Here is a 24259-nt window from a genome sequence, read left to right on the forward strand (position 1 = left end):
TGCACATCTACCGTTCGTCGTGCTAGTTTAGAGCGCAATTTTTACGATGCGCAGATGGGCCTGTTCAGCGGCTTTGAATCTGCGTCTTTATCATCGATTTCAGGGGTTTAAGCATTAATGGATATCGGTCTGCGCGAGTGGCTGATCGTCATCGGCATCATTGTCATCGCCGGCATTCTTTTCGATGGCTGGCGGCGGATGCGCGGTAGCAAGGGCAAGTTGAAGTTCAAGCTGGACCGCAATATCGCGAGCAATCTGCCAGACGATGACGATTCCAACGAGCTGCTGGGGCCGCCACGAGTCGTGAGCCGCAACAACGAGCCAGCCTGGGACGAATCCGATCTTCCCTCGATGAGCGCGCGCGAGACGAGCAAGCGCCGCAACAGCGATCCCCAACAGGGCGACCTGCATTTCTCTGATGAAGAACCGGTCCCAACCTTGCTGGATCCGGTAGCGGGCGACGATGAAACGGCAAGCGCATCCGATCAGGATTTGCCCCCGGTTGAGGAAGTGCTGGTCATCAACGTAATTTCCCGCGATCCGCATGGCTTCCGTGGGCCCGCGTTGCTGCAGAATATTCTGGAGAGCGGTCTGCGGTTCGGCGAAATGGATATCTTCCATCGTCACGAAAGCATGGCGGGCAACGGCGAAGTGCTGTTTTCCATGGCCAACGCGGTCAAGCCCGGTACCTTCGATCTGGACGATATCGACCACTTCACGACGCCGGCCGTGAGCTTCTTCCTCGGCTTGCCTGGCCCCCGCCATCCCAAGCAGGCCTTCGATGTGATGGTTGCTGCCGCCCGTAAGCTGTCGCAGGAACTCAACGGCGAGCTCAAGGATGATCAACGCAGTGTGTTGACGGCCCAGACCATCGAACACTACCGCCAGCGCATCGTCGATTACGAACGCCGGCAGATGACTACTACCAAACGTTGACCCAAAACCGCTCTCAGGAGCGGTTTTTTTTGTGGGTGGAGAAGCGAGCGAAAAACATCGCTGGTCGGGTTGCTCAAAAGAGCAACGCATGCGCGCCAGTTGCGTAGGGTCGATTTCAGCCCACCGCTTTCTCATCGAGCAGCTTCTGCGGCGAGCTGAAGCGGAATGCCGTACGGCGCCTATCAGGGCTTGCCAGTCCCGCCCCGCCGCCTGAAACCATCGCGACCTGCCTCCAGCCGCAGGATCGGCTAAAATTCCGCGCTTCATATCAACCAACGGCGCGCTGAGATTGTCTGATCAGCATTGCCACAGCTACGGCTCCGTCATATGCCTTCCGCTCAAACCGCCGCCGAGCGCATCGCCGAACTGCGCAGTGAAATCGACGCCCACAACTACCGTTACTACGTGCTCGACGAGCCCAGCGTCCCCGACGCGGAGTATGACCGCTTGTTCAAAGAGCTCAGGACGCTTGAGGGCGAGCATCCTGAGTTGGTTACTCCGGACTCGCCAACTCAGCGGGTCGGCGGCGCGGCGTTGGCGGCCTTCGGCCAGATCCGCCATGAAGTGCCGATGCTGAGCCTGGGCAATGCCTTCGAAGAGCAGGACCTGATCGATTTCGACCGGCGCGCTCGCGAAGGGCTGGATCTGCCAGCCGGCGATCTTCTCGGCGACGGTGTCGAGCTGGAGTACAGCTGTGAGCCGAAGCTCGACGGTTTAGCCGTAAGCCTGCTTTACGAGAATGGCAATCTGGTGCGCGGCGCAACCCGCGGTGACGGCAGCACCGGCGAAGACATCAGCGCCAATGTGCGCACCATTCGCAATATTCCTTTGAAACTGCGGGGCACCGGCTGGCCAGCCGTGTTGGAAGTGCGAGGCGAAATCTATATGCCCAAGGCGGGCTTCGAGGGGCTCAATGCGCGTCAGTTGGAGGCGGGCGGCAAGCCATTCGCCAACCCGCGCAACGCGGCAGCTGGCAGCCTGCGCCAGCTGGATTCAAAGATTACCGCCAGCCGTCCGCTAGAGCTGTGTGCCTATGGCGTCGGCCGCAGCGATGGTGACCTGCCGGACACCCACATCGGTATCCTCGAGGCGCTGAAAAGCTGGGGCTTACCAATCAGCCGGGAGCTCAAACTGGCCAAGGGTGTAAAGGAATGTCGCGACTACTTTCATGCCATCGGCGAGAAGCGCGACGCATTGCCTTATGAAATCGACGGCGTGGTGTTCAAAGTCAACTCGACCGCCCAGCAGCGCGAGCTGGGCTTCCGCGCTCGCGAACCGCGCTGGGCCATTGCGCATAAGTTTCCCGCCCGTGAGGAAGTCACCGAGCTGCTCGATGTGGAATTCCAAGTTGGTCGAACCGGCGCCATCACGCCCGTCGCGCGGCTGAAGCCCGTACAGGTCGCCGGCGTGACGGTTTCCAACGCCACGCTGCACAACATGGACGAGGTTGCACGCCTGGGTGTGATGATCGGGGACACGGTCATTGTGCGGCGCGCCGGAGACGTCATTCCACAGATTCTCGGGGTTATCCCGGAGCGCCGTCCCGAGCATGCACGTGAAGTCCATGTGCCTGAACAATGCCCGGTATGCGGCTCTGCCGTAGAGCGCACCCAGCTAATCAAACGCAGCAAGGGCAGGGAATCGATCAGCGAGGGCTCTATCTATCGTTGTGTCGGCCGCCTGGCCTGTCAGGCGCAGCTCAAGCAGGCGATCATCCACTTCGTCTCGCGCCGTGCGATGGATATTGACGGCCTGGGGGACAAGATCGTCGAACAGCTCGTGGATACCGGACTGGTCGGCTCGCCAGCCGATCTGTACTGCCTGACCTTCGAGCAGGTGTTGGCGCTCGAAGGCTTCGCCGAGGTGTCGAGCCGCAACCTGCTCAAAGCCATCGATGCCAGTCGTACGCCGTCCCTGGCACGCTTCATCTTTGCCTTGGGAATTTCGGATGTCGGCGAGGGCACTGCCAAGCTGCTGGCGCGTGCTCTGGGATCGCTCGATCGCATCAGTCGAGCGATGCCGGACGTGCTGGTCTATCTGCCGGATATCGGTCTGGAAGTCGCCCACGAAATCCACAGCTTCTTCGAGGACGAGCATAACCAGTTAGTCATCCAGCAGCTCCGCGAGCGCGGCGTGCAGTTGCAGGAGGAGGGCGAGGTGCATTCCGAGTTCGCGGCTTGCGCAACATTAGCCGGGCTGCTCGACAAACTGAATATTCCCTTCATCGCCAGTACGGGCGCCCAACGTCTGGCTGATCGCTTCGGCAGCCTCGATGGCATCATCGGAGCCGACTGGCTGGATTTGCGTCAGGTCGAGCGCCTCAACGAGAAGGCGGCTCGCGCCTTGCGCGACTATTTCGACGACCCGGCCAACGCCGAGCGCGCCCGCACTATCGAAGCCCAACTACGTGAGTTCGGGATGCATTGGCAAAGCGAACGGAAGGCGGCGCAAGGACTCCCTTTGGCGGGCCAGACCTGGGTGCTCACCGGCACCCTGGAAAGCATGAGCCGCGACGAGGCCAAGGCCAGGTTGGAAGCGTTGGGGGCGAAAGTATCGGGTTCAGTCTCAGCCAAGACTAGCGTGGTGGTCGCGGGGCCCGGTGCGGGTTCGAAACTGACGAAGGCCAACGAACTGGGCGTCGAAGTAGCTGACGAAGAGTCCTTCCTGCAACGACTCGCTACCCTCGAAGCCTAGCCCTGCACGGTGCTGGTGAACGTATGCGCTGGAGTTCTCCTCGTTTAAGCTGTAAACAGTAGGGCGGGAGAAACCCTCCGATGCTTATCTATAACGGGTGCGAAAGCCCAGAGCAGCGTTTTTTCGACAGTAGCTAACCCTTGTCCAGACATTGCCGAATCACCGTTCTGGCAAAAGCCTCGAAATCCGCGAGGTGCTTGGTCGCAATGGTGTGCACGATCACCCAATTGATGGCGTCGTAGTTGTGAACCGCCAAGTTGCGAAAACCCACCGATTTTTTCAGGCGTTGGGCCAGCGCATGGTCCATAAAGCCGTCTTGAGCCAGTAGATCGAAGGCCTTGCCCATCGTTTCCGGGGGTGGCTGCTTACGTTCGCTGAGAATGTGTACGGCGATATCCACGCAAACCTGTACGGCTCGGCTCAAGTTAAGAACCAGCACGTCCTGCAGATCCAGGTCATGAAGCAAGTCGTCGACGCTTTCGGGCGTCTTGCTTCGCACACGCTCAAGGCACCGTTGGAGCGAATCGATCTTTCGCTCGACTATCAGCCTATCCACCGCTGCCTCCTTTCGGCGAGCAATCGCTCAACATAAGGCATGAAGTCCTCGTTGTTGAGGATGTGCTTCGATACGAGCCGCGCATGCCGTTCCGCTCCGCCAATGATGCGCACCCCGTGCTGAAGTATCTGACCGAGCAAGGGCTCGCCCACCGTTGCCAAGTCAATAAGATCTACGGCACGGCCAGTCGCTTCAGCAATATCCGAGATAAGTTGTATCTGCTGGTTGGCCGTCATGGGGCCGTCGCACAGAACGGCGACATCCACATCGCTGTTACCTCGCGCCGTGCCAGCGGCAACTGAACCAAAAACGTAGGCCAGCCGGATGTTGGGATGCTGCCCAAGTGCGGCCTCAACTTGTGTGATCGTCATACAAACCTGCCGAGCTGAAGGACGGCTGCGCCCCGCCGCTTTGATGCCGATTGAATCGGCGGGTCGCGCCCACCCTGCGAGTCTACAACGAACCTCGTGCGAGGCGCGTCCCGCGGCGAAACGCTCGTTCGGACTGCACAGAGCCATACGCGCCCCGTTGCCGTCCATGCTAGCAATCGCGTCCCGCATTCAATCCCCAATTCTTCATTAAAGAATCTCGTCACCCGACCGAAAACCTTCGCAGGCGGGCTCGCTTGTTGGCGGATTCGCCGGTGTCGTACAGGTTGTTTTCGGGGCTTGTAAAATTATTTTCGACTGCCTCCTAAAGCTCACCGAAACGACGCCGATAAGCTAATCGAATGCGAACTCAATGGGTGCCTGGGCAAAAGCCGGCCCGGAGTCGCAAGCTCAGGCAACCAAAGTAACTAGCGCCCTTGGAGGCACATCATGGCTCTTACAGTCAATACAAACATTGCGTCGCTCAATACTCAGCGCAACCTTAGCAACTCGTCTAATGCGCTCAGCACCTCTATGCAGCGCTTGTCTACTGGCAGCCGCATCAACAGCGCCAAGGACGACGCCGCCGGTTTGCAGATTTCGAACCGTTTGACTAGCCAGATCAATGGTTTGAATGTGGCCGTTCGCAACGCAAATGATGGCATCTCCTTGGCACAGACCGCTGAAGGTGCCCTGCAACAGTCGACCAATATTCTGCAGCGGATGCGCGACTTGTCTCTGCAAGCAGCGAACGGCAGTAACAACCTGGACGACCGCACCTCGATCCAGAAGGAGATTACCGCGCTGGTTAGCGAGATGGATCGTATCAGCGAGACCACTACCTTCGGTGGACGCAAATTGCTTGATGGTAGTTTCGCTACTCAGTCGTTCCAGGTGGGTGCGAACGCTAATGAGACCATTAGTGTGTCTATCGGAAAAATGGACACGGCTACTTTGGAGGGGACTGTTACTACCCCCGCAACTACAGCCAAAACCGTAGGCACATATGCTGCTCCTAACGGCGCGGCTGGACAAATTTCCGTGACGTACGATGGCGGAACTGCAATCGATGTAGCGCTCGCCGACGGTGATGATATCGATGCTGCAATCACCAAGCTCAATGCAGATGCTGGCGTTAGCGCCGTTGCGACTGCTTCCAAAGACGCTGACGGCAATTTGGTCCTGGAAGCCAAAGCGTCTGGTGAAACGATGACGATTGCCGTGACCGGCGCAACTTATACTGCTGACACGGATAAAACGGTAGTTGGCGCGGCCGCCGAAACGGAAGACAAAACGGTCGCATCAATAAACGTTGCCGACGAAGACGGTGCTGGTGCCCAGGCGGCGATTCAGATTATCGACGGCGCAATCAAGCAGATTGACTCTCAGCGCGCTGACCTTGGTGCTGTACAGAATCGCTTCGATAACACTATCGCCAACTTGCAGAACATCGGCGAAAACGCTTCGGCTGCACGCGGACGCATTCAGGACACTGATTTCGCCGCCGAAACCGCGAACCTGAGCAAGAACCAAATCCTGCAACAGGCTGGTACTGCGATCCTCGCCCAGGCCAAGCAGCTGCCGCAGGCTGTTCTGAGTCTGCTGCAGTAATAAGCAGAAGGCGTTAATGATGAGGGTAGGGCCGTGCTCTACTCTCATTGATTCATGAGAGGTGAATCAATGGACGTCGGCAAACTATCTGGCGGAGCCGCACCGCAAACGCAGATGACAGCTGGATCGCCACCCAGCCTCCTCAAGGAGGCTGGGTTTTCTACGTCCGATAGGCTTCAGCCATCAACGGCTCCGGCAAAAGCGCAAGAGCAGGAAAGCACCGCAGACCTGGTCGAAAAGCTTCGGTCGCAGATGCAGAATATCCAACGAGACTTGAGCTTCAGCGTCGACGATTCAACTGGTGACGTGGTTGTTCGCGTGATTGATGGCGAGTCAGGCAAGATCGTTCGGCAGATACCGTCTGAGGAAATCCTTCGCCTCACCGAGCGATTGGATGAGATGCGTAGTTTGCTATTCGAAGCCAAAGCTTGACGGTACGATTTTTGTATCGAGCTTCTCGGCTAACAATTTCTTGACGAGGTAAGGCTATGGCTGGCGTAACAGGTATTGGTTCCGGTATTGACATCGACAGTATCGTGTCCAGCATGGTCGCGGCTGAGCGTGCACCTAAAGAGACGCAGCTCGCGAATCTCGAAAAGAAAACCACCACCCAAATTACTGCTGTTGGTGCATTGAAAAGTGCCATCAGTGATTTCCAGACGGCTCTAGAAAATCTGAATAAGCCTGAGCTGTTCAAGGCCCGCGCCGCTACTACATCCAACGCTGATCTTCTCTCGGTGACCGCTGGCGTAACTGCCGGTGCGGGCAGCTATCAAATAAACGTCACTCAGCTTGCTGCGGGCAGCAAGGTGGCGCTTCAGGCAATCAAGGATGACACCGCCGCTCCCGTCACGCTCGGCAGTGGGACGTTGACGGTCAGTGTGGGCGATGAGTCATTGCCGGCGATCACTGTGGATGAAAGCAATAACACGCTGGCGGGTATCCGCGATGCGATTAACAAGGCCGGCGCTGATAAGGGATTGAGTGCAACCATCGTCACCGATACGTCGGGTTCGCGGCTAGTGCTCAGTAGTTCGAAAACCGGCGTTAATGAGGACATTACCGTCGCGGTAAGTAGCGGTTCGACGGGCGATCTGTCCAAGCTCGCCTTCGCGGGTGGGCCGGCTGCACCAGGCGCCGATGGTTCGGCGGGGGTCGTTTCCAAGGCTGCCAACGCCGAACTGACCATCGATGGCCTGAACATCAGCAGCGCTACCAATAAGATCGATACCGCCATTGAGGGTGTCACGCTCGACCTAAAAGGCCTGACGGAAACAGGTAAGCCGATTACGGTTGGCGTCACGCTGGACGAGGCGGGAGTCAAGAAACAGGTTCAATCATTCGTCGACGCTTATAACAAGCTCATTGGCGTCATTAATGCTCAGACCAACGTCACTTCTGTAGGCGATGGCAAGGCGCCGGTAACCGGGGCTCTGGTCGGGGACGCAACCGCACGTACACTGCTCGGTACCATCCGAAACGAGCTGGTGAACGTTCAAGGTTCAGGCGCTATCCGGGCGCTAACGGATATAGGGGTTACCACGCAGAAAGACGGCACCCTGAAAGTTGACAGCGATAAGCTCGATACGGCGATGGAGAGCGGCTTCGAGGAATTGGCAGGGCTATTTGCTGGCGACACAGGTCTTGCGTCGCGCCTCGATGCCAAGCTGAAGCCGTATACCGAAACCGGTGGCATTCTTGAACAGCGCAACAAGGCGATGACCGAGACCATCTCGAAGATCGATGTTCAGAAGGAAGATTTGGACCGCCGCATAACTTCGCTGCAGGAGCGTCTTTACAAGCAGTTCAATGCGATGGACTTGTTGGTGGGGCAGTTGTCCAATACGTCCAGTAGCCTTATCGCATCGCTGGAAAACCTGCCTTGGGCTGCGAATAACGCCAAGAGTTAATTTTACGCTGGCCTGCGATTTCAGTGGGCTGAAGCGGAGCGTCGCCCGGCCTCTACGGGCTAGCTGGAGGGCTTTGGTAGGGTGGGCTTCAGCCCAGCAACAAAGCGCCGCACGCCTCATCACGACCGGCTAAAAGCTTCGCCCCAAGGCGGGCCTCCCACAACAGTAGCAAGCACCGCCGCATCGCTTTCTGTAGGAGGCGCGACCCGCGGCGAATGTAGGTAAAGGCACTTGAAGCGCTAAGCCTCGCTCCGAGGTGGCGTGCGGAAAACGGTCTGTTGAGCCCGCCAGGTTGGTGAAATTCGTTATCAATCAGAACCCGCCCACGAGGCGGTTTTCTTTTTTCAATCAATTTTCCCACACTGCTATCAAGCTTGAGCCGCCCCGACCGATAAGCTGTACATGCAAATTGATGTGGCAAGGGGCTCATCCAAATGAACGCAATGACAGCAATGAAGCAGTATCAGCAGGTTGGCGTTAAGGTTCAGGTCAACGAGGCCGATCCGCACCGCTTGATCCAGATGCTTATGCAGGGCGGCCTGGACCGCATCGCTCAGGCGAAAGGTGCCATGGAGCGTGATGCGTTTGCTGAAAAGGGTGTGCTTATTGGCAAGGCCATCAACATCATTGGCGGCTTGCGTGACGGGCTCGACAAGAGTATCGGTGGCGAACTGGCGGAGAATCTCGACCGCCTCTATGAATACATGACGATGCGTCTATTCGAGGCGAGTCGGCATAACGATATCGACAAGCTGAACGAAGTGGGCAAACTGCTGGGTGAGATCAAACTGGCCTGGGATCAGATTGCGCCGAAGGCGTAAGTGTTCTCTTCGATACCGGTTTTTGTTCGGCTTTAGCCCAATCATTCGATTTCCTTCAAGGACCTTCATGCAGCCACGCAAACAAGCATTCGCTACGCTGACCGGCAAGCTGCGCGATGCCTTGGTAGCAGGCGACTGGGAATCCATAACGGCGCTGGATGATGAGTGCCGCACGCTGGTCGCCGCATTGCGTGACGAAGATGCTTTTGATGCTAGCCTGCGCGAGCAGCTCGAGGAGCTGTCGCATTTGTATGACGAGCTTCAGCTATCTGGGCGTAGCGAACGGGAGCGGCTGGTCGATGAGCTGACTCGCTTGAATCAGTCGAAGCACGTCAATCAAGCCTATAAACCGTTGGGTTGAGGCGGCATTATCGCGATACCAACGATCGGAAACGGCAAGCGCGCCTCGGTGGGAAGCGCTTCTCGGCTCCACCCTGGCAGAGCTTCGCCCAAGCAGATTGGCGGGCAGTTTTGGTGGGCTGAAACCCACCCTACGGGTCACGTAGGGTGGCTGGTGCTTATTCAAACCACCGCAACGACGGTCCGGAACGCCTGGTATCGAGACCGCTTAGCGGTACTCGCAGAGGTAGGCAGTCGCCTCCGTCACCTTCAGCTGAAACTTGCTATTGGCCGGTACGGTGAATTGGCTGCCTGCACCGAAGGTTTGATAGTTCTCGCTTCCCGGCAATTTCACGTCCAGGCTGCCAGCAACTACGTGCATGACTTCCAGCTGATTGGTACCGAACTCGTAATCTCCAGGGGCCATGACGCCAATGGTGGCCGGTCCGGCTGCCATATCGAAGGCAATGGATTTGACGGTGCCGTCGAAGTACTCGTTGACCTTGAACATTCGGAAACCTCTGAAGGTGCGGAAAAGGGCGGCCAGTATGCCGAAGCGATGTGGTGGCGTCATCATGGTCGCTGCGATTCGAATGAGGCTGTTCTCTCTGCGTTCTGAGCGGGCGACGCTCACGATCGGAAGATGAAATAGACCGCACCCATCAGGCACAGCCCGGCCCATAGATAGTCGAGTTTCAATGGCTGCTGCATATACAGCACGCTGAACGGCACGAAGATGGCGAGGGTAATTACCTCCTGCATGATCTTCAGCTGCCCGATCGACAATTCGGTGTAACCGATGCGGTTGGCTGGCACCATGATCAGGTACTCGAACAAGGCGATGCACCAGCTGATCAAAGCGGCTATCAGCCAGGGCTTGCCATTGAGCGTCTTGAGATGGCCGTACCAAGCGAAGGTCATGAACAGGTTGGATAGGCAGAGCAGGGCAGCAGTCTGAAGCCAGATGGGCATGAGGTGATACTCCGGGCGATGGCGGATCCTATTGGTTCGTGGCCTGGCCCTGCAAGTACCCCGATGTTCGCCTCGTAGCGCTAGTGCCTTTTGTTCGGTCAGCCATTATTATCGCCGCCCGTTTTTCATTTCGGATGATTGGAAATGAATTGCCGTCCCGGTTGCGGTGCATGTTGTATTGCTCCTTCGATCAGTTCACCGATTCCCGGCATGCCTTTCGGCAAGCTCGCCGGAGAACGTTGTATGCATTTGTCCGATAGGAATTTTTGTGGGCTGTTTGGCGAGCCATCGCGGCCTGCTGTCTGTGCTGCTTTCCAGGCAGATCACTTGGTTTGTGGTGACAGCCGAGAGGATGCGATTCGATTGCTCGGCTGGTTGGAGCAGGCAACAGCGTGATGTTTGGAGTGTATAGACAAGGCACAGCCGTAGGCCGGGTGCAACCCGGTGGCTCTCTCTGTGGCACATGAGGCATTTCTGCGCCGTAGCGGAGCTTGCAGGGTCCGGGTGATCTGATGCGGGCTGCGGCTGGCGAATGGAGTGATGTTCGCTTGGAGAAGCTTCGCGCCAAGGCCGGCCATTCAAAACGGGGAGTAGGGCGCGTAACGCCTGTCGATTTTGCGTAGCTGGAGGGCGCGGTAAAACCTGGGACGAGCGTCGTAGGGCGTTCGGTGTTGGTTTGCGGTGCCGCTCCGCTCAAGGCGGGTTTCAATTAGCCTATGAGTTCGTAGAGTCGGTTTGCGCCGGCTCATTAGCCGTGCGCACAAAAAAGGCTGCCTCTCGGGCAGCCTTGTTCGTTTCCGGCTAACGAATCAGCGCGGCAGATCGCGTTGCTTATAGCCGGTGTACAGCTGGCGCGGGCGACCAATCTTCTGGCCCATCTCGATCATTTCTTTCCAGTGCGAGATCCAGCCGACAGTGCGCGCCAGGGCGAAAATCACAGTGAACATGCTGGTCGGAATACCGATCGCCTTGAGGATGATGCCTGAATAGAAGTCAACGTTCGGGTACAGGTTGCGCTCGGCGAAGTAGGGGTCGTTCAGTGCGATCTCTTCCAGCTTCATCGCCAGCTCGAGCTGCGGATCGTTGATGCCCAGTTCGCCCAGTACTTCGTCACAGGTCTGCTTCATGACCTTGGCGCGAGGGTCGAAGTTCTTGTACACGCGGTGGCCAAAGCCCATCAACTTGAACGGGTCGTTCTTATCCTTGGCCTTGGCCAGGAACGTCTCGATATTCGACACATCGCCGATTTCGTCGAGCATGGTGAGAACGGCTTCGTTAGCGCCACCGTGTGCCGGGCCCCAAAGCGCAGCGATACCGGCCGCGATACAGGCGAATGGATTGGCGCCAGTGGAGCCTGCCAGGCGAACGGTGGAAGTGGACGCGTTTTGTTCGTGATCCGCATGCAGAATGAAGATGCGGTCCATTGCCTTGGCCAGAACCGGACTGATCGGCTTCACTTCACAAGGTGTGTTGAACATCATGTGCAGGAAGTTTTCAGCGTAGTTTAGGTCGTTGCGCGGATACATCATCGGCTGACCCATGGAGTACTTGTAAACCATGGCTGCCAGGGTCGGCATTTTGGCGACCAGACGCACGGCGGAAATTTCGCGGTGGTGAGGGTCGTTGATGTCCAGTGAATCGTGATAGAACGCTGAGAGCGCGCCAACTACGCCACACATAATGGCCATTGGGTGCGCATCGCGGCGGAAGCCGTTCAGGAAGGACTTGAGCTGCTCGTGAACCATCGTGTGGTTCTTGATGGTGCTGATGAACTTTGCCTTTTCCTCAGCGGTAGGCAATTCGCCATTCAGCAGGAGGTAGCAAGTCTCAAGATAATCGGAGTTCTCAGCCAGTTGTTCAATCGGGTAGCCGCGATGCAGCAGGATTCCCTGCTCACCATCAATGTAAGTGATTTTGGACTCGCAAGAGGCGGTGGACATGAAGCCGGGATCGAAGGTGAAACGACCCGTGGAGGTCAAGCCTCGTACATCGATTACGTCAGGCCCTACGGTGCCGGTTAAAACGGGCAGTTCGATGGCGTCTGCGCCTTCGATGATCAACTGCGCTTTGTTGTCAGCCATGTATGGCCTCCTGTTTTATGCTTGGAATCATCATGGCCCCCCACGCAGGGCCCGCATCACTATAGTGAGATAAATCTCAAAGTCAATTTGCGCGAGTGGCCTGCAACAGAGGGCTTTTCCGGGTGAATTCGCAACACAGAAAGGCCTATTTACGGCATTTATTATCGGCGGCGCCATCCGCCTTTAGTGGCACTTCACCACATTGTCATTAGCGACCTAACTGTTTATACTCGGCGACCGACCGGCAGGGGCCTAACAGGCAGTTTCCTGTGGGTTGTCACTCGTGGGTGGCGGGTACCGCTGCGTACTCTTCCCAACAACTTTGCCCTGTATGTTAGGGGCTCTCAAGTGTGAAAAAAGCCGTGAAAAGCCAACGACCTGTAAACCTAGATCTTAGGACAATAAAACTCCCGATCACTGCTTACACCTCAATCCTTCATCGCATTTCTGGTGTGATTCTGTTTGTGGGTGTGGCCATTCTGCTGCTTGCGCTGGATGCCTCGCTTTCTTCTGCCGAAGGCTTTGAAGAGGTGAAAGCGTACCTAGGAAGTCCGCTCGCCAAGCTGGTGGTTTGGGTGTTGCTGTCTGCATTGCTGTATCACCTAGTGGCCGGTGTACGTCATCTGGTCATGGACACCGGGCACGGCGAGACGCTTGAAGGCGGCAAGCTGGGCTCGAAAATCGTTCTGGTCGTTTCGGCCGTGCTGATCGTTCTGGCGGGAGTGTGGATATGGTAACCAACGTCACGAACTTTTCACGTTCGGGTCTGTATGACTGGATGGCTCAGCGTGTTTCTGCAGTGGTGCTCGCGGCTTATTTCCTGTTTCTGATCGGATACCTAGTGGTTAATCCAGGGCTGGAATATGGCCAGTGGCAAGAGCTCTTCTCGGCCACCTGGATGCGCATCTTCAGCCTACTGGCGCTTGTCGCCCTGAGCGTGCATGCATGGGTTGGTATGTGGACTATTTCCACTGACTACCTGACCAACATGGCAATCGGTAAGTGGGCTACCGGTGTGCGTTTCCTCTTCCAGGCAGTGTGTGGCATCGCCATGTTCACGTTCTTCGTCTGGGGTGTGCAGATTCTTTGGGGTATCTGATCCATGGCTAGCATTCGTACTCTTTCTTATGACGCCATCATTATTGGTGGCGGTGGCGCGGGCATGCGCGCCGCGCTGCAGTTGGCCCAGGGTGGCCATAAAACTGCGGTGGTGACCAAGGTTTTCCCGACTCGCTCGCATACCGTATCGGCGCAAGGTGGCATTACCTGTGCTATCGCCTCGGCCGACCCGAACGACGATTGGCGCTGGCACATGTACGATACCGTCAAGGGCTCCGATTACATCGGTGACCAGGATGCTATCGAATATATGTGTTCCGTCGGCCCTGAGGCCGTATTCGAGTTGGAGCACATGGGCTTGCCGTTCTCCCGTACCGAGCAGGGGCGTATCTATCAGCGTCCGTTCGGTGGCCAGTCGAAGGACTACGGCAAGGGCGGTCAGGCTGCGCGTACCTGCGCTGCCGCTGACCGTACCGGTCATGCACTGCTGCATACTCTTTACCAGGCCAACCTGAAGGCAGGTACATCCTTTCTCAACGAATGGTATGGCGTGGATCTGGTGAAGAATCAGGATGGTGCTATTGTCGGCATCATCGCGATCTGCATCGAAAACGGCGAAACGGTTTATATCCGTTCGAAGGCGGTGGTTCTGGCCACCGGTGGCGCAGGCCGTATTTACGCTTCGACTACCAACGCCCTAATCAATACCGGTGACGGTATCGGCATGGCGCTACGTGCTGGCGTGCCGGTTCAAGACATCGAGATGTGGCAGTTCCACCCGACTGGAATCGCCGGTGCCGGCGTACTGGTGACGGAAGGTTGTCGCGGTGAGGGTGGTTACCTGATCAACAAGCATGGCGAGCGCTTCATGGAGCGTTATGCGCCGAATGCGAAAGACTTGGCTGGTCGTGACGTGGTTGCTCGTTCCATGGTCAAGGAAATCTTAGCTGGCAATGGCTGTGGTCCGGATGGCGACCATGTAATGTTGAAGCTCGATCACCTCGGTGAGGAAGTGCTACACAGCCGTCTACCAGGTATTTGCGAGTTGTCGAAGACCTTTGCGCACGTCGATCCGGTCACGGCCCCAGTGCCTGTGGTTCCGACCTGCCACTACATGATGGGTGGCGTCGCCACTAACATTCATGGCCAGGCAATAACCCAGGATGCCAATGGCAACGACAAGATCATCGACGGGTTGTTCGCAGTAGGCGAAGTGGCTTGCGTATCCGTGCATGGCGCCAACCGTCTCGGCGGCAACTCGCTGCTGGATCTGGTCGTATTCGGTCGTGCGGCCGGCCTGCATCTGGAGAAGGCGCTGAAGGAAGGTGTCGAGCATCGAGGTGCGACCGAAACCGACCTGGACGTCGCCCTGAACCGCTTGTCCAGTTTGAACGAGCGGACTACTGGCGAAGATGTCGCTTCGCTGCGCAAAGAACTGCAGAGCTGCATGCAGAACTACTTCGGTGTGTTCCGTACTGGCGAATACATGCAGAAGGGTATCGCTCAGCTTGCCGATCTGCGTCAGCGCATCGCTACCGTCAAGATTTCTGACAAGAGCCAGGCTTTCAATACCGCGCGTATCGAAGCGCTGGAGCTGCAGAATCTGCTTGAAGTAGCTGAGGCGACCGCAATCGCCGCAGAAAACCGCAAAGAGTCTCGCGGCGCGCATGCCCGTGAAGACTTTGAAGAGCGTGATGATGAAAACTGGCTGTGCCACACCCTGTATTTCCCAGGTGAAAAGCGTGTAGCCAAGCGTGCCGTGAACTTCTCCCCGAAGACAGTTCCGACTTTCGAACCCAAGGTCCGGACTTACTGAGGTCGCCGATATGTTGCAAGTGAGCGTTTATCGCTACAACCCGGATAAAGACGAAAAGCCGTATATGCAGGATTTCCAGATCAATACCGATGGTAAGGATCTGATGGTTCTGGACGTATTGGCGCTCGTCAAGGAACAGGACGAAGGTTTCTCTTATCGTCGTTCCTGCCGCGAAGGAGTCTGTGGCTCCGATGGCATGAATATGAACGGCAAAAATGGTCTGGCCTGCATCACTCCGCTGTCGGCGGTGGTCAAGGGAAACAAGCTGGTGGTTCGTCCGCTACCTGGTTTGCCAGTTATTCGTGACTTGGCCGTCGATATGGGCATCTTCTATAAGCAGTACGAGAAGGTTCGTCCTTATCTGATGAACGATACGCCAGCTCCGGCTATCGAACGTCTGCAGAGCCCGGAAGATCGGGAGAAGCTTGACGGTCTGTACGAGTGCATCCTGTGCGCTTGCTGCTCGACCAGCTGCCCCTCCTTCTGGTGGAATCCGGACAAGTTCCTTGGCCCCGCTGCGCTGCTTCAGGCCTATCGCTTTCTGGCCGACAGCCGCGACACAGAGACCGAGAGCCGTCTTTCTGCTCTGGACGATCCGTTCAGCGTGTTCCGCTGCCGCGGCATCATGAACTGCGTGAGTGTCTGCCCGAAAGGGTTGAACCCGACCAAGGCAATTGGTCACGTGCGGAACATGCTGCTGCAGAGTGCAACCTAATGTGCCCTAGTGGCCTGTGGTTCTTGATAGCTGCAGCTGCTTGATGTTTCACCGCGACACCTACGGCGCCAGAGTTGAACTCGGCGCCGTAGTCTTAGTAGGAATTCCAGCTCACAAAGCCGGAGTTTCGCTCTGAAAATTTGATGACCAGCAGGAGCATCCGGGGTGGTTCTCGGAAACTATCTGCGCGGTCCGTAGTGGCTTTACCTGGGTCGCTGCTTCAGAACTTGGGAAGTCATGCTGCGGTCTCCACGCTGGTGGTGTCTCCTTATCGAAGGTGACCAGACATGCAAGAAAGCGTAATGCAGCGCATGTGGGACAGTGCCCATCTATCCGGTGGTAACGCTGCCTATGTGGAAGAGCTCTACGAGCTCTACCTGCACGATCCCAACGCTGTGCCAGAAGAGTGGCGCACCTACTTCCAGAAGCTGCCTGTCAATGGCGGCGCTGCGGCCGATGTTTCGCATTCGACAATCCGCGATCACTTCGTTCTGCTGGCCAAGAACCAGCGTCGCGCTCAGCCGGTTTCGGCCGGTAGCGTCAGCAGTGAGCACGAGAAGAAGCAGGTCGAAGTCCTGCGTCTGATCCAGGCGTATAGGATGCGTGGCCATCAGGCCGCTCAGCTCGATCCGCTGGGCTTGCAGCAGCGCCCGGTTCCGGCTGATCTAGCCGTTAATAACTATGGTTTGACCAATGCAGATCTGGATACGGTTTTCCGTACCGGCGACCTTGCCATGGGCAAGGATCAGGCAACCTTGCGCGAAATTCACCAGGCGCTGCAAGAGACTTATTGCCGCACTATTGGCGCAGAATTCACCCATATCGTCGATTCGGATCAGCGCAACTGGTTCATCCAGCGCCTGGAAAGCGTCCGTGGAAGGCCAGCGTTCTCGCCGGAAATCAAGAGTCATCTGCTTGAGCGTCTGACCGCTGCCGAGGGGCTCGAAAAGTATCTGGGCACTAAGTATCCGGGTACCAAACGCTTCGGCCTGGAGGGTGGCGAGAGTCTGATTCCGCTGCTGGATGAAATCATCCAACGGTCCGGCTCGTACGGCACCAAGGAAATTGTGATCGGCATGGCCCACCGCGGCCGCCTCAATGTGCTGGTCAACACCTTCGGTAAGAACCCGCGCGACCTTTTCGACGAGTTCGAAGGCAAAAAGGTCGAGGGGCTCAGCTCCGGTGACGTCAAGTATCACCAAGGCTTCTCCTCGAATGTCATGACGTCTGGTGGTGAGATCCATCTGGCAATGGCGTTCAACCCGTCCCACCTGGAAATCGTTTCACCGGTAGTCGAAGGCTCCGTTCGTGCGCGCCAGGACCGTCGCTCCGATTCGGCTGGTGACAAGGTTCTTCCGGTTACCATCCACGGCGACGCCGCCGTCGCGGGGCAGGGCGTGGTCATGGAAACCTTCCAGATGTCCCAGACCCGAGCCTATCGGACTGGCGGCACCATCCGCATCGTGATCAACAATCAGGTCGGCTTCACGACTAACAAGCAGGAAGATGCGCGCTCCACCGAGTACGCGACCGACGTTGCGAAGATGATCCAGGCGCCGATCTTCCACGTTAACGCGGACGATCCCGAGGCGGTTCTGTTCGTCACGCAGTTGGCTGTCGATTACCGCATGCAGTTCAAGCGCGACATCGTTATCGATCTGATCTGCTATCGGCGTCGCGGCCACAACGAGGCCGATGAGCCGAGCGGTACTCAGCCGCTCATGTACCAGAAGATCGCTAAACAGCGTACCACTCGTGAGCTGTACGCCGACTCGCTGACCCAGTCGAAAGTGCTGGAGGAAGCGCAGGTTCAGGAGAAGGTCGACGAGTATCGCACCGCACTGGATAACGGCCTCCACGTCGTCAAGAGTCTGGTCAAAGAGCCCAATAAAGAACTGTTCGTCGATTGGCGGCCATATTTGGGGCACACCTGGACAGCCCGCCACGATACGCGTTTCGAGCTGAAAGCCTTGCAGGAACTCTCCAGCAAGATGCTGGCCATCCCGGAAGGCTTCGTGGTTCAACGCCAGGTGTCGAAGATCCTTGAAGACCGGCAGAAAATGGGTGCTGGTGCGCTGGCAATCAACTGGGGCTATGCCGAGACATTGGCTTACGCGACCCTGTTGTTTGAAGGTCATCCGGTGCGTATCAGTGGTCAGGATGTGGGTCGCGGCACTTTCTCGCACCGCCATGCCGCGCTGCACAACCAGAAGGACGGCAGCACCTACATCCCGTTGCAGCACCTATACGAAGGGCAGCCGCGCTTCGATCTGTACGATTCCTTCCTTTCGGAAGAGGCCGTACTTGCATTCGAGTACGGCTATGCCACCACCATGCCCAATGCGTTGGTGGTCTGGGAGGCTCAGTTCGGTGACTTCGCCAACGGTGCGCAGGTCGTAATCGACCAGTTCATCACCAGCGGCGAACATAAGTGGGGCCGCCTTTGTGGTCTGACCATGCTGCTGCCGCACGGCTATGAAGGGCAGGGACCGGAGCATTCATCCGCGCGCCTGGAGCGCTATTTGCAGCTGTGCGCCGAGCACAACATTCAGGTGTGCGTGCCGACTACACCAGCTCAGGTCTACCACATGCTGCGTCGCCAGGCGATCCGCCCGCTGCGCAAGCCGCTGGTGGCCCTGACGCCGAAGTCGTTGCTGCGTCACAAGCTGGCCACGTCGACGCTGGAGGAGCTGACTCAGGGCTCGTTCCTGACAGTGATTCCGGAAATCGATCAGATCGAGCCGAGCAAGGTCGAACGCGTGATCATGTGTAGCGGCAAGGTCTACTACGATCTGCTGGATAAACGCCGCAACGAGGGCCGCGAAGATATCGCGATCATCCGTCTCGAACAGCTCTATCCGTTTCCGGAAGATGATCTGGCCGAGGTGCTCGCGCCGTATCAGAACCTCAAGAGCATCGTCTGGTGTCAGGAAGAGCCGATGAACCAAGGCGCTTGGTACTGTAGCCAGCACCATATGCGTCGTGTTGCTGTCGCGCACAAGAAAGAGTTGTTCTTGCAGTACGCGGGTCGTGACGCTTCTGCTGCGCCTGCGGTTGGCTATGCCTCCATGCACGCCGAGCAGCAGGAAAAGCTGCTGCAGGACGCGTTCACCGTTTAAATCATTCTTGCAAGAGGCCGCGATAACGCGGCCTCGATGTAGAAATCGAATCAAATAGGACCCAGCTAATGGCTATCGAGATCAAAGCCCCCCAATTTCCGGAATCGGTTGCTGACGGCACCGTTGCCACCTGGCACAAGCAGCCGGGCGAAGCGGTCAAGCGTGACGAGTTGATCGTCGACATCGAGACCGACAAGGTCGTGATGGAAGTACTGGCCGAAGCGGATGGCGTATTGACCGAAATCGTCAAGAACGAAGGCGATACCGTGCTCAGCGGCGAGCTGCTTGGCAAGCTAGAAGCCGGCGGTACCGCCAGTGCCACTGCGCCTGCTGCAGCCCCGACTGAAACCGCAGCGCCTGCATCGACTGCCGCGCCTGCGCCCGCTGCTGGTGGCGAAGATGCCATCCTCGCTCCGGCTGCGCGCAAGCTCGCCGAAGAGAATGGTATCGACCCCAACAGCGTCAAGGGTACTGGCAAAGACGGTCGCGTAACTAAGGAAGACCTGGTTGCCGCCATCGAAGCCAAGAAATCCGCGCCCGCTGCGGCCAAGCCAGCTGCTAGCGCAGCCGCTGCACCTGTTGCTGCTGCCGGCGATCGCACTGAGAAACGTGTGCCGATGACACGCCTGCGCGCCAAGGTTGCCGAGCGTCTGGTCGAAGCACAGTCGAACATGGCGATGCTGACCACCTTCAACGAAGTCGACATGACTGAAGTCATGGCCCTGCGTTCGAAGTACAAGGACCTGTTCGAAAAGACCCACAATGGCGTGCGCCTGGGCTTCATGTCCTTCTTCGTCAAGGCCTCCGTCGAAGCGCTGAAGCGCTTCCCGGCGGTCAATGCCTCGATCGACGGCACCGATATCGTCTACCACGGCTACCAGGACATCGGCGTCGCCGTGTCCAGCGACCGCGGTCTGGTCGTGCCGGTCCTGCGCAATGCCGAGCTGATGAATCTGGCAGAAGTCGAAAGCGGCATCGCCACCTTCGGCAAGAAGGCTCGCGACGGCAAACTGTCGATTGACGAAATGACCGGTGGCACTTTCACCATCACCAATGGCGGTACGTTCGGTTCGATGATGTCGACCCCGATCGTCAACCCGCCGCAAGCCGCTATTCTGGGCATGCACAACATTTTGCAACGCCCGATGGCTGTCAACGGCCAGGTGGTCATCCGGCCGATGATGTACCTGGCTCTGTCCTATGATCACCGTCTGATCGACGGCAAGGAGGCGGTCAGCTTCCTGGTGACCATCAAGAACCTGCTGGAAGATCCGGCCCGTCTGCTGCTGGATATCTAACAAGCGTCACGGGCTGCAGTAGACAGGCTAGGCGCATGCCGGGCTTGTCGATTGCAGCCCTTTGACTTTTGCTGCATGTACTCAAGAGGATTTGCAATGAGCCAGAAATTTGACGTCGTCGTCATCGGTGCCGGCCCCGGCGGCTATGTAGCAGCCATTCGCGCAGCGCAACTGGGCTTGAAGACTGCCTGCATCGAAAAATATCAGGGCAAGGAAGGCAAGACCGCCTTGGGTGGCACTTGTCTGAACGTCGGTTGCATTCCGTCCAAGGCGCTGCTGGACAGCTCCTATAAGTTCCATGAGGCCCACGAGAGCTTCAAGGTTCATGGCATCAGCACTGGCGAAGTGGCCATGGACATTCCGACGATGGTAGCCCGCAAGGACCAGATCGTTAAGAACCTCACCGGTGGCGTTGCTGGCCTGATGAAGGCCAACGGTGTGACCGTGTTCGAAGGCCACGGTAAGCTGCTCAGCGGCAAGCAGGTCGAAGTCACTGGTCTTGACGGCAACACTCAGGTGCTGGGCGCAGAGAACGTGATCCTAGCGTCCGGTTCCAAGCCGGTAGACATTCCGCCTGCCCCAGTCGACCAGAACATCATTGTCGACTCCACCGGTGCGCTGGATTTCCAGACCGTTCCGGGCAAGCTGGGCGTTATCGGTGCCGGTGTGATCGGTCTGGAGCTGGGTTCGGTGTGGGCGCGCCTGGGTGCCGAAGTCACCGTGCTGGAAGCGATGGACAAGTTCCTTCCGGCCGCTGACGAGCAGATCTCCAAGGAAGCGTTCAAAGTGCTCAGCAAGCAGGGTCTGAAGATCCTGCTGGGCGCGCGCGTGACCGGTTCCGAAGTCAAGGGCGACCAGGTTACCGTCAACTTCACCAACGCCGAAGGCGAGCAGCAGCAGACCTTCGACAAGTTGATCGTTGCGGTTGGCCGTCGTCCGGTAACCACCGACCTGCTGGCTGCCGACGCCGGCGTCGACATGGATGAGCGTGGTTTCATCTTCGTCGACGACTACTGCGCCACCAGCGTTCCGGGCGTTTACGCCATCGGTGACGTGGTGCGCGGCGCCATGCTGGCCCACAAGGCTTCTGAAGAGGGCGTGATGGTCGCCGAGCGTATCGCTGGCCATAAATCGCAAATGAACTACGACCTGGTTCCGTCGGTCATCTATACCCATCCGGAAATCGCGTGGGTCGGCAAGACCGAGCAGGCACTGAAAGGCGAAGGCGTTGAAATTAACGTCGGTACTTTCCCGTTCGCCGCCAGTGGCCGTGCGATGGCTGCTAACGACACCGCCGGCCTGGTCAAGGTGATTGCCGATGCCAAGACCGACCGTGTGTTGGGCGTTCACGTGATGGGGCCGGCTGCAGCTGAACTGGTTCAGCAAGGCGCGATCGGCATGGAGTTCGGTACCAGTGCCGAAGACCTCGGCATGATGGTCTTCTCGCATCCGACCATGTCCGAAGCGCTGCATGAAGCAGCATTGGCGGTGAATGGCCATGCCATTCACATTGCCAACCGCAAGAAGCGCTGATAGCGCTGCGGTAGAAGGCGGCTCGCGTCGGTTCTTTTGGATCTCTCGTGAGCCGTCGATACCTTCAACGCAAGGTATGACAGGTCTCTGAAAGGTGTTTCGCGATAGTTTTCAGCGACTTGAGGCGACGCGGCATACATGCAACGTCTGATGCACATCAAACCGAACGGTAGCTAAGATGAATCTTCACGAATATCAAGGTAAGCAACTGTTTGCCGAATACGGATTGCCAGTTTCCAAAGGCTACGCAGTCGATAGCCCCAAGGAAGCAGCTGAGGCTTGCGACCACATTGGTGGCACCGAGTGGGTGGTCAAAGCTCAAGTGCACGCTGGCGGGCGCGGCAAAGCGGGTGGTGTCAAGCTGGTTCGTAGCAAGGATGAAGCCCGTGCATTCGCCGAGCAGTGGCTGGACAAGCGTCTGGTGACCTACCAGACCGACGCCAACGGTCAGCCGGTCAGCAAGATTCTGGTCGAAGCTTGCACCGACATCGACAAGGAGCTCTATCTGGGCGCCGTAGTCGATCGCGCCACTCGCCGGGTCGTATTCATGGCGTCCACCGAAGGTGGCGTGGACATCGAGAAGGTCGCTCACGACACGCCTGAAAAAATTCTCAAGGCCACGATCGATCCGCTGGTTGGTGCTCAGCCGTTCCAAGGCCGTGAGCTGGCTTTCCAGCTGGGGCTGAAAGGCGACCAGGTTAAGCAGTTCACCCATATTTTCGTAAATTTGGGCAAGCTGTTTGTCGATTACGATCTGGCACTGCTGGAAGTCAATCCGCTGGTAATCAAGAAAGACGGCAACCTGCACTGCCTCGATGCGAAGCTGAACATCGATAGCAACGCCATCTATCGTCAGCCGAAGCTGCGCGGCATGCAGGATCCTTCCCAGGACGACCCGCGCGAAGCGCACGCGGCCAAGTGGGAACTGAACTACGTGGCGCTCGATGGCAACATCGGCTGCATGGTCAATGGTGCCGGCCTGGCCATGGGCACCATGGATATCGTCAACCTGCATGGCGGCAAACCCGCCAACTTCCTCGACGTCGGCGGTGGTGCGACCGAGGAGCGTGTGACCGAAGCCTTCAAGATCATCCTTTCCGATGAAAACGTTGCCGCCGTTCTGGTCAACATCTTCGGTGGCATCGTGCGTTGCGACATGATTGCCGAAGGCATCATTGGTGCGGTCAAGGAAGTCGGCGTGAAGGTCCCGGTCGTGGTTCGCCTGGAAGGCAACAATGCCGAACTCGGCGCCAAGAAGCTGAGTGAAAGTGGTCTGAACATCATCGGTGCGACCAGCCTGACCGATGCGGCCATTCAAGTCGTCAAAGCCGCGGAGGGCAAGTAATGAGCGTCCTGATCAATAAAGACACCAAGGTCATCTGCCAGGGCTTTACCGGCTCGCAGGGTACCTTCCACTCCGAACAGGCGATCGAGTACGGCACCAAGATGGTCGGCGGCGTGACGCCGGGCAAGGGCGGCACTACTCACCTCGGCCTGCCGGTGTTCAACACCGTCAAGGAAGCCGTAGAAGCGACCGGCGCTGATGCATCGGTCATCTACGTCCCGGCGCCGTTCTGCAAGGATTCGATCCTTGAGGCCGCCTTCGGTGGTATCAAACTGATCGTCTGCATTACCGAGGGTATCCCGACACTCGATATGCTCGAAGTAAAGATCAAGTGCGACGAGCTGGGTGTACGGCTGATCGGCCCGAACTGCCCCGGCGTGATCACTCCCGGCGAGTGCAAGATCGGCATCCAGCCTGGCCATATTCATTTGCCAGGCAAGGTCGGTATCGTATCGCGTTCCGGTACGCTGACTTATGAAGCGGTCAAGCAGACTACTGACGCCGGTTTCGGTCAGTCCACCTGCGTCGGCATCGGCGGCGACCCGATTCCCGGCTCGACCTTCATCGACATCCTCAAGCTGTTCCAGGAAGATCCACAGACCGAAGCGATCGTCATGATCGGTGAGATCGGTGGCTCCGCCGAGGAAGAAGCCGCGGCCTATATCAAGGCCAACGTGACCAAGCCGGTGGTTTCCTACATCGCGGGTGTGACTGCGCCTGCTGGCAAGCGCATGGGGCATGCCGGTGCGATCATCTCCGGCGGCAAGGGCACCGCAGACGAGAAGTTCGCCGCGCTGCAGGATGCCGGTGTGAAGACCGTGCGCTCGCTTGCCGATATCGGCAAGGCGCTTGCGGAGCTGACCGGCTGGGAAGCCAAGCAAGGCTGATTCCAACCCGCGACACCAGAATGCCAGTCAGCCTATCTGACTGGCATTTTTGTTTCTGGAAAAGCCAGAGCTCGTCTAACGTTTATTGTTGTCGCGCCGAAAGATGAACCTTTAAACCGACTTGCCAAACCGGCTGGAATCCTCGCTCTGGAAGGGGATTTCCATTAAGGTGCGTGCTTTTTTTCTCGGACGGCTCGAC

Annotated in this window: 22 protein-coding genes; 17 read left to right on the forward strand and 5 right to left on the reverse strand. The window is 57.6% G+C overall.

Annotation, left to right across the window (positions count from 1 at the left end):
- Nucleotides 1-117: 117 nt before the first annotated feature.
- Entirely contained in the window at nt 118-936 is an 819-nt protein-coding gene (gene zipA / locus CH92_RS08555) for a cell division protein ZipA (RefSeq protein WP_025241360.1), read from the forward strand.
- Nucleotides 937-1263: 327 nt separating this feature from the next.
- Complete coding sequence (ligA, locus tag CH92_RS08560; protein WP_025241361.1) at nt 1264-3630, forward strand: NAD-dependent DNA ligase LigA; 2367 nt, start codon at nt 1264-1266, stop codon at nt 3628-3630.
- Between the two features lie 133 nt (nt 3631-3763).
- Here ligA and hepT read toward each other — a convergent pair whose 3' ends face one another.
- Nucleotides 3764-4186, reverse strand: a complete 423-nt coding sequence (gene hepT, locus CH92_RS08565) for a type VII toxin-antitoxin system HepT family RNase toxin (protein ID WP_025241362.1) — start codon at nt 4184-4186, stop codon at nt 3764-3766.
- Nucleotides 4174-4557 carry a type VII toxin-antitoxin system MntA family adenylyltransferase antitoxin gene (mntA, locus tag CH92_RS08570; RefSeq protein WP_025241363.1) on the reverse strand — a complete coding sequence of 128 codons (384 nt, stop codon included), beginning with the start codon at nt 4555-4557 and terminating at the stop codon, nt 4174-4176. The genes hepT and mntA overlap by 13 nt, the downstream gene beginning before the upstream one ends.
- 447 nt (nt 4558-5004) lie before the next feature.
- On the opposite strand from mntA, the gene CH92_RS08575 reads away from it, so the two are divergent.
- The 5 genes from CH92_RS08575 (at nt 5005) to CH92_RS08595 (ending at nt 9257) form a co-directional block, all read left to right on the forward strand.
- Nucleotides 5005-6165, forward strand: coding sequence for a flagellin (locus CH92_RS08575; protein ID WP_025241364.1), 1161 nt, complete (start codon nt 5005-5007; stop codon nt 6163-6165).
- A gap of 69 nt (nt 6166-6234) precedes the next feature.
- A complete protein-coding gene (locus CH92_RS08580) occupies nt 6235-6597 on the forward strand; it encodes a flagellar protein FlaG (protein ID WP_167332185.1) in 363 nt (120 codons plus the stop codon).
- A gap of 56 nt (nt 6598-6653) precedes the next feature.
- Nucleotides 6654-8075 (forward strand): flagellar filament capping protein FliD, encoded by a 1422-nt coding sequence (fliD, locus tag CH92_RS08585; protein WP_025241366.1) that lies wholly within the window; start codon nt 6654-6656, stop codon nt 8073-8075.
- Nucleotides 8076-8509: 434 nt separating this feature from the next.
- Entirely contained in the window at nt 8510-8896 is a 387-nt protein-coding gene (gene fliS, locus CH92_RS08590; protein ID WP_025241367.1) for a flagellar export chaperone FliS, read from the forward strand.
- Between the two features lie 67 nt (nt 8897-8963).
- A complete protein-coding gene (locus CH92_RS08595; protein ID WP_025241368.1) occupies nt 8964-9257 on the forward strand; it encodes a flagellar protein FliT in 294 nt (97 codons plus the stop codon).
- A gap of 207 nt (nt 9258-9464) precedes the next feature.
- Here CH92_RS08595 and CH92_RS08600 read toward each other — a convergent pair whose 3' ends face one another.
- Together CH92_RS08600 and CH92_RS08605 are read right to left on the reverse strand one after the other, a co-directional pair.
- Nucleotides 9465-9746: a pyrimidine/purine nucleoside phosphorylase gene (locus CH92_RS08600; RefSeq protein ID WP_025241369.1), complete on the reverse strand. Its 282-nt coding sequence runs from the start codon at nt 9744-9746 to the stop codon at nt 9465-9467.
- 119 nt (nt 9747-9865) lie between these two features.
- A complete protein-coding gene (locus CH92_RS08605) occupies nt 9866-10207 on the reverse strand; it encodes a DMT family protein (protein ID WP_025241370.1) in 342 nt (113 codons plus the stop codon).
- Nucleotides 10208-10351: 144 nt separating this feature from the next.
- Here CH92_RS08605 and CH92_RS22275 point away from each other — a divergent pair, with 144 nt between their 5' ends.
- Complete coding sequence (locus CH92_RS22275; protein ID WP_080689983.1) at nt 10352-10603, forward strand: YkgJ family cysteine cluster protein; 252 nt, start codon at nt 10352-10354, stop codon at nt 10601-10603.
- A 413-nt stretch (nt 10604-11016) separates the two neighbouring features.
- On the opposite strand, the gene gltA is transcribed toward CH92_RS22275, so the two are convergent.
- Complete coding sequence (gene gltA, locus CH92_RS08610) at nt 11017-12288, reverse strand: citrate synthase (RefSeq protein ID WP_025241371.1); 1272 nt, start codon at nt 12286-12288, stop codon at nt 11017-11019.
- Between the two features lie 350 nt (nt 12289-12638).
- Here gltA and sdhC point away from each other — a divergent pair, with 350 nt between their 5' ends.
- From sdhC to sucD, 9 genes are all read left to right on the forward strand, one after another.
- On the forward strand, nt 12639-13025 hold the full coding sequence (gene sdhC / locus CH92_RS08615) for a succinate dehydrogenase, cytochrome b556 subunit (protein WP_200869647.1): 387 nt from the start codon (nt 12639-12641) through the stop codon (nt 13023-13025).
- A complete protein-coding gene (gene sdhD, locus CH92_RS08620) occupies nt 13019-13387 on the forward strand; it encodes a succinate dehydrogenase, hydrophobic membrane anchor protein (RefSeq protein WP_025241373.1) in 369 nt (122 codons plus the stop codon). Before sdhC ends, sdhD begins: the two co-directional genes overlap by 7 nt.
- Nucleotides 13388-13390: 3 nt before the next feature.
- Nucleotides 13391-15163, forward strand: a complete 1773-nt coding sequence (gene sdhA, locus CH92_RS08625; RefSeq protein ID WP_025241374.1) for a succinate dehydrogenase flavoprotein subunit — start codon at nt 13391-13393, stop codon at nt 15161-15163.
- Between the two features lie 10 nt (nt 15164-15173).
- A complete protein-coding gene (locus tag CH92_RS08630) occupies nt 15174-15878 on the forward strand; it encodes a succinate dehydrogenase iron-sulfur subunit (RefSeq protein WP_025241375.1) in 705 nt (234 codons plus the stop codon).
- Between the two features lie 287 nt (nt 15879-16165).
- On the forward strand, nt 16166-18997 hold the full coding sequence (locus tag CH92_RS08635) for a 2-oxoglutarate dehydrogenase E1 component (protein ID WP_025241376.1): 2832 nt from the start codon (nt 16166-16168) through the stop codon (nt 18995-18997).
- Nucleotides 18998-19065: 68 nt separating this feature from the next.
- The gene (odhB, locus tag CH92_RS08640) at nt 19066-20295 is read left to right on the forward strand and encodes a 2-oxoglutarate dehydrogenase complex dihydrolipoyllysine-residue succinyltransferase (RefSeq protein WP_025241377.1); all 1230 of its coding nucleotides are present in this window, start codon (nt 19066-19068) and stop codon (nt 20293-20295) included.
- 96 nt (nt 20296-20391) lie between these two features.
- Nucleotides 20392-21828 (forward strand): dihydrolipoyl dehydrogenase, encoded by a 1437-nt coding sequence (gene lpdA / locus CH92_RS08645; protein ID WP_025241378.1) that lies wholly within the window; start codon nt 20392-20394, stop codon nt 21826-21828.
- 178 nt (nt 21829-22006) lie between these two features.
- Nucleotides 22007-23173 (forward strand): ADP-forming succinate--CoA ligase subunit beta, encoded by a 1167-nt coding sequence (sucC, locus tag CH92_RS08650; RefSeq protein ID WP_025241379.1) that lies wholly within the window; start codon nt 22007-22009, stop codon nt 23171-23173.
- Nucleotides 23173-24060 (forward strand): succinate--CoA ligase subunit alpha, encoded by an 888-nt coding sequence (gene sucD, locus CH92_RS08655; RefSeq protein ID WP_025241380.1) that lies wholly within the window; start codon nt 23173-23175, stop codon nt 24058-24060. The genes sucC and sucD overlap by 1 nt, the downstream gene beginning before the upstream one ends.
- Nucleotides 24061-24259 lie beyond the last annotated feature (199 nt).

Origin of the sequence: Stutzerimonas stutzeri (genome assembly GCF_000590475.1) — a bacterium.
Classification (GTDB): Bacteria; Pseudomonadota; Gammaproteobacteria; order Pseudomonadales; family Pseudomonadaceae; genus Stutzerimonas; species Stutzerimonas stutzeri_D.

Excerpts from the sequence above, each read along its gene's own strand:
- zipA (WP_025241360.1), top strand. The coding sequence starts at position 118 with ATGGATATCGGTCTGCGCGAGTGGCTGATCGTCATCGGCATCATTGTC.
- ligA (WP_025241361.1), top strand. The coding sequence starts at position 1,264 with ATGCCTTCCGCTCAAACCGCCGCCGAGCGCATCGCCGAACTGCGCAGT.
- mntA (WP_025241363.1), bottom strand. The coding sequence starts at position 4,557 with ATGACGATCACACAAGTTGAGGCCGCACTTGGGCAGCATCCCAACATC.
- CH92_RS08575 (WP_025241364.1), top strand. The coding sequence starts at position 5,005 with ATGGCTCTTACAGTCAATACAAACATTGCGTCGCTCAATACTCAGCGC.
- CH92_RS08580 (WP_167332185.1), top strand. The coding sequence starts at position 6,235 with ATGGACGTCGGCAAACTATCTGGCGGAGCCGCACCGCAAACGCAGATG.
- fliD (WP_025241366.1), top strand. The coding sequence starts at position 6,654 with ATGGCTGGCGTAACAGGTATTGGTTCCGGTATTGACATCGACAGTATC.
- fliS (WP_025241367.1), top strand. The coding sequence starts at position 8,510 with ATGAACGCAATGACAGCAATGAAGCAGTATCAGCAGGTTGGCGTTAAG.
- CH92_RS08595 (WP_025241368.1), top strand. The coding sequence starts at position 8,964 with ATGCAGCCACGCAAACAAGCATTCGCTACGCTGACCGGCAAGCTGCGC.
- CH92_RS08600 (WP_025241369.1), bottom strand. The coding sequence starts at position 9,746 with ATGTTCAAGGTCAACGAGTACTTCGACGGCACCGTCAAATCCATTGCC.
- CH92_RS08605 (WP_025241370.1), bottom strand. The coding sequence starts at position 10,207 with ATGCCCATCTGGCTTCAGACTGCTGCCCTGCTCTGCCTATCCAACCTG.
- CH92_RS22275 (WP_080689983.1), top strand. The coding sequence starts at position 10,352 with ATGAATTGCCGTCCCGGTTGCGGTGCATGTTGTATTGCTCCTTCGATC.
- gltA (WP_025241371.1), bottom strand. The coding sequence starts at position 12,288 with ATGGCTGACAACAAAGCGCAGTTGATCATCGAAGGCGCAGACGCCATC.
- sdhD (WP_025241373.1), top strand. The coding sequence starts at position 13,019 with ATGGTAACCAACGTCACGAACTTTTCACGTTCGGGTCTGTATGACTGG.
- sdhA (WP_025241374.1), top strand. The coding sequence starts at position 13,391 with ATGGCTAGCATTCGTACTCTTTCTTATGACGCCATCATTATTGGTGGC.
- CH92_RS08630 (WP_025241375.1), top strand. The coding sequence starts at position 15,174 with ATGTTGCAAGTGAGCGTTTATCGCTACAACCCGGATAAAGACGAAAAG.
- CH92_RS08635 (WP_025241376.1), top strand. The coding sequence starts at position 16,166 with ATGCAAGAAAGCGTAATGCAGCGCATGTGGGACAGTGCCCATCTATCC.
- odhB (WP_025241377.1), top strand. The coding sequence starts at position 19,066 with ATGGCTATCGAGATCAAAGCCCCCCAATTTCCGGAATCGGTTGCTGAC.
- lpdA (WP_025241378.1), top strand. The coding sequence starts at position 20,392 with ATGAGCCAGAAATTTGACGTCGTCGTCATCGGTGCCGGCCCCGGCGGC.
- sucC (WP_025241379.1), top strand. The coding sequence starts at position 22,007 with ATGAATCTTCACGAATATCAAGGTAAGCAACTGTTTGCCGAATACGGA.
- sucD (WP_025241380.1), top strand. The coding sequence starts at position 23,173 with ATGAGCGTCCTGATCAATAAAGACACCAAGGTCATCTGCCAGGGCTTT.